11 protein-coding genes are annotated in these 12,479 nt (G+C 71.8%); 3 read left to right on the plus strand and 8 right to left on the minus strand.

What is annotated here, in order from left to right; translation table 11 throughout:
- Positions 1-2: 2 nt before the first annotated feature.
- Positions 3-1,427: a pyruvate kinase gene (gene pyk, locus V6D49_RS06375; protein ID WP_340557867.1), complete on the plus strand. Its 1,425-nt coding sequence runs from the start codon at positions 3-5 to the stop codon at positions 1,425-1,427.
- Between the two features lie 69 nt (positions 1,428-1,496).
- Here the strand turns inward: pyk and V6D49_RS06380 are convergent, their stop codons facing one another.
- The 4 genes from V6D49_RS06380 to V6D49_RS06395 all read right to left on the minus strand — a co-directional run bounded on the left by V6D49_RS06380 (position 1,497) and on the right by V6D49_RS06395 (position 5,640).
- Positions 1,497-2,771, minus strand: coding sequence for a hypothetical protein (locus V6D49_RS06380; protein WP_340557869.1), 1,275 nt, complete (start codon positions 2,769-2,771; stop codon positions 1,497-1,499).
- Positions 2,761-3,339 (minus strand): DUF6114 domain-containing protein, encoded by a 579-nt coding sequence (locus V6D49_RS06385; protein ID WP_340557870.1) that lies wholly within the window; start codon positions 3,337-3,339, stop codon positions 2,761-2,763. The genes V6D49_RS06380 and V6D49_RS06385 overlap by 11 nt, the downstream gene beginning before the upstream one ends.
- A gap of 101 nt (positions 3,340-3,440) precedes the next feature.
- On the minus strand, positions 3,441-4,079 hold the full coding sequence (locus tag V6D49_RS06390) for a DUF6230 family protein (RefSeq protein WP_340557872.1): 639 nt from the start codon (positions 4,077-4,079) through the stop codon (positions 3,441-3,443).
- 586 nt (positions 4,080-4,665) lie between these two features.
- The gene (locus tag V6D49_RS06395) at positions 4,666-5,640 is read right to left on the minus strand and encodes a tetratricopeptide repeat protein (RefSeq protein WP_340557874.1); all 975 of its coding nucleotides are present in this window, start codon (positions 5,638-5,640) and stop codon (positions 4,666-4,668) included.
- A 134-nt stretch (positions 5,641-5,774) separates the two neighbouring features.
- On the opposite strand from V6D49_RS06395, the gene V6D49_RS06400 reads away from it, so the two are divergent.
- Positions 5,775-6,368, plus strand: a complete 594-nt coding sequence (locus tag V6D49_RS06400; RefSeq protein WP_340557875.1) for a TetR/AcrR family transcriptional regulator — start codon at positions 5,775-5,777, stop codon at positions 6,366-6,368.
- Between the two features lie 148 nt (positions 6,369-6,516).
- Here the strand turns inward: V6D49_RS06400 and V6D49_RS06405 are convergent, their stop codons facing one another.
- The 3 genes from V6D49_RS06405 to V6D49_RS06415 form a co-directional block, all read right to left on the minus strand.
- Positions 6,517-8,217 (minus strand): acyl-CoA mutase large subunit family protein, encoded by a 1,701-nt coding sequence (locus V6D49_RS06405; protein ID WP_340557877.1) that lies wholly within the window; start codon positions 8,215-8,217, stop codon positions 6,517-6,519.
- Between the two features lie 93 nt (positions 8,218-8,310).
- Entirely contained in the window at positions 8,311-8,658 is a 348-nt protein-coding gene (locus V6D49_RS06410; RefSeq protein WP_340557878.1) for a DUF3817 domain-containing protein, read from the minus strand.
- Positions 8,659-8,788: 130 nt separating this feature from the next.
- Positions 8,789-9,298 carry a MarR family winged helix-turn-helix transcriptional regulator gene (locus tag V6D49_RS06415; protein WP_340557879.1) on the minus strand — a complete coding sequence of 170 codons (510 nt, stop codon included), beginning with the start codon at positions 9,296-9,298 and terminating at the stop codon, positions 8,789-8,791.
- A 174-nt stretch (positions 9,299-9,472) separates the two neighbouring features.
- On the opposite strand from V6D49_RS06415, the gene V6D49_RS06420 reads away from it, so the two are divergent.
- On the plus strand, positions 9,473-10,486 hold the full coding sequence (locus V6D49_RS06420) for a glycoside hydrolase family 6 protein (RefSeq protein ID WP_340557881.1): 1,014 nt from the start codon (positions 9,473-9,475) through the stop codon (positions 10,484-10,486).
- A 60-nt stretch (positions 10,487-10,546) separates the two neighbouring features.
- Here the strand turns inward: V6D49_RS06420 and V6D49_RS06425 are convergent, their stop codons facing one another.
- Entirely contained in the window at positions 10,547-12,478 is a 1,932-nt protein-coding gene (locus tag V6D49_RS06425) for a kelch motif-containing protein (RefSeq protein ID WP_340557883.1), read from the minus strand.
- Position 12,479 lies beyond the last annotated feature (1 nt).

The following is a 12,479-nucleotide window of genomic DNA, read 5'->3' on the forward strand; positions in this document are numbered from 1 at the left end:
GCATGCGCCGTTCCAAAATCGTCTGCACCCTGGGCCCCGCCGTCGACTCCTTCGATCAGCTGAAGACGCTGATCGAGGCCGGTATGAACGTGGCCCGCTTCAACATGAGCCATGGCACCCAGCGGGAGCACGAGGAGCGGTACGCCCGGCTCCGCAAGGCCTGCGAGGAGACCGGCCGCGCGGTGGGCGTGCTCGCCGACCTCCAGGGCCCGAAGATCCGGCTGGGCACCTTCGCCGAGGGGCCCGTCGAGCTCGTCCGGGGGGAGGAGTTCACCATCACCGTGGAGGACGTCCCCGGTGACCGGACCATCTGCGGGACCACCTACAAGGGCCTGAACGCCGACGTCTCCAAGGGCGACCCGATCCTCATCAACGACGGCAACGTCGCACTGCAGGTGACCGAGGTCGACGGGCCGCGCGTCCACACCATCGTCATCGAGGGCGGCGTCGTCTCGGACCACAAGGGCATCAACCTGCCCGGTGCGGCCGTCAACGTCCCCGCGCTGAGCGAGAAGGACGTCGACGACCTGAGGTTCGCGCTGCGGATGGGCTGCGACATGGTCGCCCTGTCCTTCGTCCGGGACGCGAAGGACGTCCGCGACGTGCACCGCGTCATGGACGAGGTCGGCCGCCGCGTGCCGGTCATCGCGAAGGTGGAGAAGCCGCAGGCCGTCGAGAACATGGAGGAGGTCGTCCTCTCCTTCGACGGCGTCATGGTGGCCCGGGGCGACCTGGCGGTGGAGTACCCGCTGGAGAAGGTCCCGATGGTGCAGAAGCGCCTGGTGGAGCTGTGCCGGCGCAACGCGAAGCCGGTGATCGTGGCGACGCAGATGATGGAGTCGATGATCACCAACTCGCGGCCGACGCGCGCCGAGGCGTCCGACGTCGCGAACGCGATCCTCGACGGCGCCGACGCGGTGATGCTGTCGGCCGAGTCCTCCGTCGGCCAGTATCCGATCGAGACCGTCAAGACGATGTCGAAGATCGTCATCGCGGCCGAGCAGGAGCTGCTCTCCAAGGGCCTCCAGCCGCTCGTGCCGGGAAAGAAGCCGCGCACCCAGGGCGGGTCGGTGGCCCGCGCCGCCGCCGAGATGGCCGACTTCCTGGGCGCGAAGGCCCTGGTGGCGTTCACCAAGTCCGGGGACACCGTCCGCCGGCTCTCCCGGTACCGCGCCGAGCAGCCGATCCTCGCCTTCACCGAGGAGCCGGGCACGCGCAACCAGCTCACCCTCAGCTGGGGCGTGGAGACATTCGTCGTCCCGCACGCGGAGAACACCGACGCGATGGTGGACCTCGTCGACCGGGAGCTGCTCAAGCTCAAGCGCTACAACGAGGGCGACGTGATGATCATGACGGCGGGCACCCCGCCGGGCGTCGTCGGCACGACCAACATGGTCCGCGTCCTGCACCTCGGCCACGACAGCTGAGCCACCCCCTGCGGGCGGACCGCACGAGGAGCACCGAAGGGCCCGGTTCGCGGGCCCTTCGGCGTGTCCTCAGTCGTGGTACTGGTGCATGCCGGGGATCGTCAGCGTGCCGCCGAACTGCCCGGCCTGCGTGACGTTGACGTCGGTGAAGACGGCGTAGGGCACGTTCAGCGGGGGCGGCGTGTCCGGGCTGAACGTCACGGGGATGAGCCCGAAGAGGTTGCCCTTCAGCTTCTCGGTGTACATGGTCACCGTGCCGTTCCGGATGGTGGACGTCGACCCGCGCTCCGCCTCGACGTGGGTCGTCCCCCCGCGCGCGCCGGTCACCCGCTGGTGCAGGTCGCCGATGTCCACGGACTCGCTCGTGAACTTCAGGACCTTCTTGACCGCGCCGCCCGCCGTCCTGACCTCCACGATGCCGTGGTAGTCGAGCTCCCTGAGCACCAGCTTCGAGGACTCCAGCAGCCACGGCTCGTCCGGCAGTAGCGGGATGCCGGGCTCCAGTTCGGCGTTGGCCAGCGCCTCGGGGTCGTGCGTGGGGCAGGGGAACGGCTCCTTCTCGCCGGGGGCCGGCGGCTCCTGCCCGGTGTCGTCGGCCGCGTCGTCGGCCGCGTCCGGCTCCGGCGACTCCTCGGGCAGCTCCTCGACGTCGGCTCCCACCTTCTCGGCCGCGTCGCGGATCTCCCGCTCGGTCCGCTCCGCCGCCTGCTTCTCGGCGGTCGAGCCGGAATCCTCCGCCGACTCCGGTGCCTTCTCGGCGGCCTCCGGCTCCGCCGCCGCCTCGGCCTCCGGGGACGGCGCCCCGGGCTCGGCGTCGGGGCTCTCGGCGGCCCGCTCCGGTTCCTCGCCCAGGCCGAAGAGGTCCTTCAGCGCGTCCCCCACCCCGAGGGGGTCCCACGGGTTGTCGGGCTCCGGCTCGGGCTCCGGCTCGGTCGGCTTCTCGGGCTCGGGCCCGCCCGGCTTCTCGGGCTCGGGTGCGGCCGGCTCCTCCTCCGGCTGCTTCGGCTCCTCGGGCCCGGGGGCGGCGGGCACCTCCTCCGGCTGCTTCGGCTCCTCGGGCCCGGGGGCGGCCGGCTCCTCCTCCGGCGACGGCCCGCCCTTCTCCTCCTCCGCGGAGTCCTCGGGCTGGGTGACGCAGGGCCCCGGTGCGAAGGGGTTCCCCGGCTCGTCGGCCAGCGCGATCTTGGGCGTCAGGCCCATGCCGAACAGCAGTGCGCTCGGCATGGCGGCCAGCGCGATCGCCCGGCCGGCGGGGGCCTGCACCTTCGTCAGGAGCGACCTGCGGGGGGCGGCGTGCCGGGGGCCCGATCTGCCCTCACGCGCGGGGATGTCGTCACGCTGCACTGGGCTTCCCCCCGGTCGGTTCGGGCGCGGTGGCCGGTGCCCCGGGCGTGTCCCCCTCGCGTGCGCCGGGCACGGTCACGGGGTCGGTACCGGGTGTCCGGGGGGCGTCGTCCTCGGCCACGGCGTCCCGGTCGTCCGGCCGGCCCGGCCCGTCCGAACGGTCCAGCCCGTCCGGGTCGTAAGGGGCCCAGGAGATCGACAACGCACCGCCGACGAGCGAGAGGAGGAAGCCCATGAAGAAACCGCCGAGGTTCGACACGGGTATGGAGATCAGCGCGAGCAGGATCGCGGCGATGCCCGCGAAGACCCGGACCACCGACTGGAACCACATCGTCAGGCCCAGGGTGACCAGGAGCACGCCGATGATCAGCGAACCGGCCCCGGCGGTGGTGGCCATCGTCAGCGTCAGATGGCCGAGCTTGAGGTTGGCGTAGGGGAAGTAGGCGATGGGCAGACCGCCCAGCAGGGTCAGCAGCCCGGCCCAGAACGGCCGGCTGCGCCGCCAGGCGCGGAACCGCAGCCGCCAGTCGGTGAATCGGCCGCGGGGACCTGGAGACTCGGCGCTCATGGAAAACAGCTCCCTGGAACCGGCAATGCCGTGGAGAACGGTGGTGAGAGGGGTGACACGGGCGGGGGAGGCGTGCCGTCCCCGCCCGCGTCAGGCGGTGCTCAGTAACACTCCTTGACGCCCTTGTGCAGGCGCAGGCTCAGGTTGCTGAGGTTGAACGTGCCGGCGGTGGTCGCCCACGCGCGCTGCTCCACGTTGGTCAGCACGGCCTCCTCGGCCTGCTGCGCGAAGCCGTACGGGTTGACGTTCTTCTCGGTGCCCGGCTGGATGCCCGGGCCCTTGTCCGCGTCCTTCGCCGCCACACCGATGTCGATGTTGGTGAAGGTCGCGTCGGCGTCGAGGTCGGCGACGTCCAGGTAGAGGTTCTTGGCCGTCACCGGGGTGTCACCGGTGCCCGCCGTCAGGTTGAGGCTGACCGAGCCGATGAACGGCACGTCCGGCGTCACCACGGACTGGCACATGTTGGTGATGGTCGCGCTCTTGAACCCGGAGACGGCGACCGGGTGGTGCGCCTCCTTGCCCTTGAGGTCGTACCCGTTGGTGTAGCTGCCGTACTGGACGAAGTCTTTGCCGACCAGCTTGTCGGCCGAGACCTTGAACGACTGCCCGGAGACGCTGAACGACGCGGCGAGCGCACCCTGCGCCAGGCCGATGCCGACGGCGGCCGTCGCGGCCAGGCTGGGCACCATGACGACGGCGAACCGCTTCCATCTGGTCCCGCCACGAACTTGGGACTTCATGACTTTCCTCCTTCTCGGACGTACATCCCTCGCCGGGCGCCCGCCGGGCGGGGATGGGAGAAGTGCTACGTCCTCGGGAAGAAGCACCGCCGACGACGACGCGTCACCCGCGTCGGGCCGACGGCGGTCACCCCCCGAGCGACAACCACTGACCGTGCTGGCGCACGGGCCGCGGGACAGGCTCCGCCGTCGGCGAAGACCCCCCTGTCCACACTCCACCGGGGCATGGGGCCTTCCCCGGTCGCTCGGTGGGGACTTTCGTCGTCCCTGGGCGCCGGCCGGCTGCCGGGCCACGACGACGAACCGAGCGTGGCGATCGTCGTTCATCAACGGGGGGCGGCACAAGAGGTGCATTACTTGCGAGTAACGGCAGGGTGACGGCCGCGCGCCGGCAGCGCCACGTCCGGCACCGTGCGTAGCCGCCGTTCTGTGGCGTTATGGCAGGAAATGGCGGCCCCCTTGCGGACCAAGGGAAGCCGCCGACTTACCCGAAGTAACAGCGGCCGCGATGGCCAAGATTTGGCAAAACGCGGCCGCTGTTTGTCGCTATGTCAATAGGTGGTGACGCTCCGGCCCCGCCGAGGCGTCAGAAGAGCACCCGCGCCAGCGCGCCACGGGCCGCGACGACCCGCGGGTCCTCGCCGCCGATGACCTCGAACAGCTCCAGGAGCCGCAGGCGGACCTTCTCGCGGTCGTCCCCCACCGTGCGCCGCACGGTGTCCACCAGCCGCCCGAAGGCGTCCTCGACGTGGCCGCCCACCAGGTCCAGGTCGGCCGCGCGCAGCTGCGCGTCCACGTCGTCGGGGCGGTCGGCGGCGTCCGTGCGGACCTGCCCCGCGTCCAGCCCCTGCACCCGGCCCAGCAGCTCCGCCTGGGCGAGGCCGAGCCTGGCCTCGACGTTGCCCGGGTCTCCGGAGAGGACGTTCTTGTACGCCTGCACGGCACCGCCGAGGTCACCGGCGTCCAGCGCGGAGTGCGCGGCCGCCAGCGCCGGGTCCGCCGGGGGCTCGGGGGCCGCCTGCGGCACCTCCTGCTCGGCACCCGGCGCCACGGGGGCGCCCTCGATGCCGAACTGCTGCCGGGCGGCCTCGACGAGCTGGTCCAGCACCTGACGGATCTGCTGCTCGGGGGCCGCGCCCTGGAAGAGGGGCAGCGCCTGGCCGGCGATCACGGCGAAGACGGCGGGGATGCCCTGCACCCCGAACTGCTGGAAGAGCATCTGGTTCTGGTCGACGTCGACCTTGGCGAGGACGAACCGGCCCGCGTACTCGTGGGCGAGCTTCTCCAGGACGGGGCCGAGCTGCTTGCACGGCTCGCACCATTCCGCCCAGAAGTCGATGACGACCGGGACCTCGGCGGAGCGCTGGAGGATCTCGCTCTCGAAGCCCGCCTCGTCGACGTCGATGACGAGGCGGTCCGCGCCGCCCGGCGCCTCGACGCCCTGGTCGGCGGACGCGGCGCGCTGGGCGCGGGCCTCCTCCGCCTTCTGCCTGGCCTCACCGGCCGCCTTCACCGCGGCGAGGTCGACCACACCGCTCATGGACATGTTGCGTGGCTGCATGAGACCAGTCTCCCCCCTTCACGCGGTGTTGTGTGCCGGGTCCCCACCCGGCGCGTGGTTGTCGCGTCGTGGGCGCGGAGCGCCATTACGCTACGAGTCGTAGCGTAATACATGGCGGAGATAGGGTCACCCCCATGGCGCGACCCCGCAGCACCCAGGCCGACCAGGCGATCCTGGACGCCACCCGGGCGGTACTGGTGGAAAGCGGCTGGTCACGACTGACGATGGCGGCCGTCGCGGCCCGTGCGGGTGTGGCGAAGACCACGCTGTACCGGCGCTGGCCCGGCAAGAGCGAGCTGGTCGTGGACGCCGTCGCCGTCCTGTTCGACGAGCTCGAACTCCCCGACCGGGGCAGCCTCGCCGCCGACATCGAGGGCGTCGTCCTCTCCTTCGCGCGGCTGCTGGGCCACCCCGAGACGAAGACGTCGCTGATGGCCGTGGTCGCCGAGTCGACGACCGACGCGGCGCTGCGCGGACGGATCAAGGCCGCCGTGGTGGACCGCCAGAAGCGGCTGGTGATCGAGGGCCGCGTCCGCGCCCAGGCCCGGGGCGAGCTGCCGCCGGACGTCGACCCGGTCCGGACCGCGCGGTCCGTGGACCTCATCTTCGACGTCATCGCGGGCGCGGTCGTGCACCGCAGCCTCGTGAGCGCCGAGTCGGTCGACGCCGCCTGGGCCCACCGCTTCACCGCGCTGCTTCTCGGCGGCCTCGCCGCGCTGGAGGCGTAATACAGCACCGGCACCGGCACCGGCACCGGCACCGGCACCGGCGTCACGCCAGACCCCACACAGAGCCCCACGCACGACGGGCCGCCACACCCCGCGCCTCTGCGAAGGTGGCGGCCCGTCGGTGGCGCGGACACCCCGTGCGGGGTGCTCAGAAGCCGGCCGGCTCGGTGTAGACGCCCCACTCGTCCCGCAGGACGCCGCAGATCTCGCCCAGCGTGGCCTCGGCCCGCACCGCGTCGAGCATGGGACCGATCATGTTGGAGCCGTCCCGGGCCGCCGCCAGCATGGCGTCCAGCGCCGCGCGCACGGCCGCGTCGTCGCGCCGCCCCTTGCGCTCGGCCAGCACGCGCACCTGCTCGCGCTCCACCTCGTGGCTGACGCGGAGGATCTCCAGGTCCCCCGTCACCGAGCCGGTGTGGCAGTTGACGCCGACGACCTTCTTCTCGTCCTTCTCCAGCGCCTGCTGGTACTGGAAGGCGGCCTCGGCGATCTCGCCCGTGAACCAGCCGTCCTCGATACCGCGCAGGATGCCGGAGGTGATCGGCCCGATCGGGTGCTGCCCGTCCGGGTGGGCGCGCAGCCCGCGCTCCTTGATCTGGTCGAAGATCTTCTCCGCGTCGGCCTCGATGCGGTCGGTGAGCTGCTCGACGTACCAGGAGCCGCCCAGCGGGTCGGCCACGTTGGTGACGCCGGTCTCCTCCATGATCACCTGCTGGGTGCGCAGGGCGATCTCGGCGGCCTGCTCCGAGGGCAGCGCCAGCGTCTCGTCCAGCGCGTTGGTGTGCAGGGAGTTGGTGCCGCCGAGCACGGCGGAGAGGGCTTCGAGCGCCGTGCGGACGACGTTGTTGTAGGGCTGCTGCGCGGTCAGCGAGACGCCGGCCGTCTGGGTGTGGAACCGCAGCCACTGCGCCTTCTCGCTGCTCGCCCCGTAGACGTCGCGCATCCAGCGGGCCCAGATGCGGCGCGCGGCGCGGAACTTGGCGATCTCCTCGAAGAAGTCCAGGTGGGCGTCGAAGAAGAACGACAGGCCCGGTGCGAACCGGTTGACGTCCAGCCCCCGGCTGAGCCCGAGCTCGACGTACCCGAAGCCGTCGGCCAGGGTGTACGCGAGCTCCTGCGCGGCCGTGGAACCGGCCTCGCGGATGTGGTAGCCGGAGACGGAGAGCGGCTTGTAGGCCGGGATGTCCCGCGCGCAGTGCTCCATCAGGTCACCGATGAGGCGCAGGTGCGGCTCGGGCTGGAAGAGCCACTCCTTCTGGGCGATGTACTCCTTGAAGATGTCGGTCTGGAGGGTGCCGTTCAGCACCGCCGGGTCCACGCCCTGGCGCTCGGCGGCCACCAGGTACATGCAGAACACCGGGACGGCCGGGCCGCTGATCGTCATGGAGGTGGTGACGTCGCCGAGGGGGATGTCCTTGAAGAGGACCTCCATGTCGGCGGCGGAGTCGATCGCCACGCCGCAGTGCCCGACCTCGCCGAGCGAGCGCGGGTCGTCGGAGTCGCGCCCCATCAGCGTCGGCATGTCGAAGGCGACCGACAGGCCGCCGCCGCCCGCCTCCAGGATCATCTTGTAGCGCTCGTTGGTCTGCTCCGCGTTGCCGAAGCCGGCGAACTGGCGGATCGTCCACGTGCGGCCCCGGTAGCCGGTCGGGTGGAGGCCGCGGGTGAACGGGTACTCCCCCGGCCAGCCGATGCGCTCGAACCCCTCGTAGGTGTCGCCCGGGCGGGGGCCGTAGACCGGCTCGACCTCGTCACCGCTGAGGGTGGTGAAGTCGGCGTCCCGCTTGCGTGCGGCGTCGAACCGGGCCTGCCACCGAAGGCGGCCCTCTGCGATGGCGTCAGCATCCATGGACACAAATTTACTAGGACGTCCAAGTATTTGGCCAGTGCCGCAGGTGGGCGGCACGTCGAGGACCGGTCGACGTGCCCTCCCGCAGGGGGTTCAGGCGCCCACGGGCGTGTCGGCGTCCCGCGCGTCGTCGGCGTCCTCGGGCTCGATCAGCGGCGCGACCTCGCGCGAGACCTGCTTCTCGACGAAGAACGCGACGAACGGGATGCACCCGGCCACCAGCACCCACAGCAGCTTGCCGAACGGCCACCGCGCCTTCGAGCCCAGATCGAAGGCGAAGATCACGTAGACGATGAAGAGCACGCCGTGGATCTGGGAGACGAGCATGGTGTCACCGGTGTCGAAGCCGTACTTCGCCACGATGAAACCCGTGAACACGAGCAGCCAGACGGCGGTGACGTAGGCCATCACCCGGTAGCGGGTCAGCACCTTCTGCTTCACAGAGCCATTCCTCGCATCAGGCAGCCCGCACGGCCGGGGTGCGGGGGTGGCCCCGGGCGGACTGCGGCGTCCGGTCGAGCCTAACCGGGCGGCCGGAGCGATCTTCGGGCGGCCCGGCGGGCCGGGCGGGCTACGCCTCGTCGAAGTCCTGGGCCGCCATGCGCAGCGGGCGCAGGAGCGCGAAGATCTCCGAGCACTCCTCGTCGTCGTAGGCGGCGAGCCCGAAATCCATCGCCATGAGGTCGCGGGTGGCGGCGTCGCACACCTCACGCCCCTTGTCGGTGATCGACGCCAGCGTGCCGCGGCCGTCGTGCGGGTTGGGCCGCTTGGCGACGAGTCCGGACCGCTGGAGGCGGTCGACCGTGTTCGTCACGGAGGTGGGGTGGACCATGAGCCGCTCGCCGATCTTCGACATCGGCAGCTCGCCGCGCCGCGAGAACGTGAGCAGCACCAACGCCTCGTAGCGGGCGAACGTCAGCCCGTAGGGCTTGACGACCGCGTCCACCTCGGCGAGGAGGATCTGGTGCGCGCGCATGATCGAGGTGATCGCCGCCATGGCCGGGACGGAGCCCCAGCGCTGCTTCCACAGCTCGTCGGCGCGGGCGATCGGGTCGAAGGAGAGACTGAGCGGCTTCGGCACGCCTACGACCCTACCCGGCGGTCATATGGTGGTCGTCCCGGTCTCAGCCCGTGGTCCCCACCCGCCCGCACGCAGCTGACCGCCCCGTGTCCTGCCCCGGGATTCGCCGCCCGGTATGCCAGGGTTGTCGGCATTGTCCTCATCGGTCCCCTCGGTTCCTCCGGAGGAGAGTGGATGTCCGGCCGTCGAATCCGCGCGCTCGCCGTGCTCGCCGCACTCCCGGTGCTCGCCGCCGCGCTGAGCTGCTCGTCCGGCTCCGACGGCTCGCCCAGCGCCCGCGCCGGTTCGGACGGCGCGGGCATCGGCCCCGGGGCCTCGCCCTTCTGGGTCGATCCCGCCAGTGCGGCGGCCCGCCAGGTCGAGGCGTGGGAGGCGGCCGGCCGGGAGGAGGACGCCGACCTGCTGCGGCTCATCTCCGAGCGGCCGGCGGCGGTGTGGCCGACCGGCGAGGACCCGGCCGACCGCGTGCGCCGCGCGGTCGAGGGCGCCGAGGCGACGGACACCACCGCGGTCCTGGTCGCCTACAACATCCCGCACCGCGACTGCGGACAGTACTCGCGGGGCGGTGCGGCCGACGCCACCGCCTACCGCACCTACCTGGCGGAGTTCGCCCGGGCCGTGGGCGACCACGAGGCCGTCGTCGTCCTGGAGCCGGACGCCGTGCCGCACCTGGTGGACGGCTGCACGCCCGCCGTCCACCACGACGAGCGGTACACGCTCCTCGCCGAGGCCGTCGAACGCTTCGCCGCACTGCCCCGGACCAGGGTCTACCTGGACGCGGGCAACCCGAGCTGGATCACCGACCCCCGGCGGCTGGTCGAACCGCTGGAGCGCTCCGGCATCGCGGCGGCGGACGGCTTCGCCCTCAACGTCTCGAACTTCCAGACCGACGCGGACGTGACGGCCTACGGGCGCAGGCTGTCCGCCGCGCTCGGCGGCAAGCGCTTCGTCATCGACTCCAGCCGCAACGGGAACGGGCCGCTGGACGGGCGTCAGGACGCGTGGTGCAACCCGCCGGGACGGGCCCTCGGCACCCCTCCGACGACGGAGACCGACGAGCCGCTGCTCGACGCGTACCTGTGGATCAAGCGGCCCGGCGAGTCCGACGGGGAGTGCCGGGGCGGGCCGCCCGCCGGCCGCTGGTGGGCCGAGTACGCCCTCGGCCTGGCCCGGGGTGCCGCCCGCTGACGCCCCCGCCGGGCGCCCCGCCCGGCACGCCCGGTGGCTGCGGGCGTGCCGGGCGGCGGGTCACGGCAGGTGCACCCACTTGGCGACGGACGGGGTGCCCGCGTCGTCGGTGAGGACGAGCATGTACCAGCCGGGCGGCAGGAGCGAGCGGTCGTCCGGGACGGAGAGCGTCACCTCGTCCGAGCCGCGTTCGAGGCCGAGGGCGACGGAGCGCTGCTCGACGTCGGTGACGTGGGTGACGGCGCTGGGCCGCAGCAGACGGGCCTTGGCGATCCGCCCGGCGTCCTTCGTCGCGTAGGTGGCCTCGCCGCCGGGCGCGAGCCGCACCGGGCCGTCGCCGATGACCGGGCGGTTCTCCCCGCGCTCCCCGTGCAGGTAGGGCGGCGTGTAGACCTCGATCCGCTTCTCGAACGTGCCGAGCCGGGTGTTGTCCTTGTCGGCGTAGAGCGGGTCGGAGCCGAACGTCGCCACCCGGCCGTCGGGCAGCAGCAGCGCCTCCGAGTGGTAGTTCCGGCCGACCTCGGGGGCCGCGGCCTCGGTGAACCGCTCCGTCCTCGGGTCGTAGATCTGGGCGGCGAGGATGTCGCTGTCGCCGCGCCCCCGGTAGTCGCGGGAGCCACCGGTGGTGAAGACGGTGTCGTCGGGGAGGATGACGCTGTTGAGGTACCGGGTGGGCTCCGGCAGCGGCGGTCCGTCGCGGTAGGCGGGGTCCTTCCGGGTGAGGTCGACGATCGCCGTGCGGGCGGTGGACTTCTCCGACTCCCCCACGCCCCCGCCACCGAGCACCATGACCTGCTGGTTCTGGGCCGGGGGCAGCAGCAGTGAGCTGGCGGTCTCCAGCTGGTCGGGGTCCTTGATGCCGCCGACCTCGTCGAAGGTGTTGGCCCCCAGGTCCCAGATCCCCGGCACCCGGCCCTTGTCGGCGGGCCCGTAGCCGGCGTTGGCGCCGGAGTAGAAGAGCTTGCCGTCGTCGACGAGGAAGAGCGCCGGGTACGTCGGGAAGTACCGCTTGGGCCCGGTGGACCAGGACCGCGTCCTCGGGTCGTAGATCTCGTTGTCCCCCTGGAGGATCTCGCCGACCTCGTCCAGTCCGGAGACGGAGAGCACCGTGCCGTCCGGCAGGGTGACGAGCGTCGGGTACCACCGGGCCTCGGCCATGGGGTCGACGCGCACGTACTTCTCGGCGACGGGGTCGAACTCGAAGGAGTCCCTGATCCCCTGGAAGTCCTGCTTGCTGAGGTCGATCTTCTCCGCGAGGCCGTACAGGTTGTCGGCGGCCTTCCCCTCCAGTCCGACGATCTCGTACTGGGCCGCCTCCTCGGTGACGTACTCCTCGCCCTCCTCGACGGCCTCCACGAACACGGTGGCCTCGCTGGCGGTGACGGTCACCTCGCCCGCGTCGTCCGTCGTCTTCTGCGCGCGCGGCACGAGGACGGGGGCGGTGCTCACGTACTCCTTGCCCGCCGGTGAGCGGAACCGGGTGCCCTCGGGGAAGGTGCGGGGCTCGTCCGGGTTCTCGTTCTTGACGCGCATGGCCCCGCCCGCGCGCTTCACGTCCCCGTCGAGGACCTCGTAGCGGGCGGTGCCGCCCGCCACCAGCATCCGGCCGTCGGCCAGCTGGGCGTGCCCGGCGCAGAACAGGTCCTCGGGGGTGGGTATGCGCTCGAAGGTGTCGTCCGAGGGGTCCCACAGGATGGTCGCGAAGGTTCCCGCGTCGAACTCCTCCTGGTTGTTGCCCGAGCCGGCGATCAGCAGCACCTTGCCGGTGTGCAGCAGCGCCGCGTGGATGGCGTTGGTCTGGTACTGGGAGGGGACGTCCATGACCTCCCAGGAGCCGTACCGGGCCATGTACTCGGGCCGGGATATGCGGTACTCGTGCAGGCGTTCCTGGGCGAACCCGAGGGTGGCCGGGGCGTTGAGCGCCGCGAGGACCACCGCGATGCCGGTGCCTATGAGGGTCTTCTTGAACTGCTTGCTCGGGCGGTAGGGCATG

This window comes from Streptomyces sp. GSL17-111 (genome assembly GCF_037911585.1).
In the GTDB taxonomy this organism is placed as follows: Bacteria; Actinomycetota; Actinomycetes; order Streptomycetales; family Streptomycetaceae; genus Streptomyces.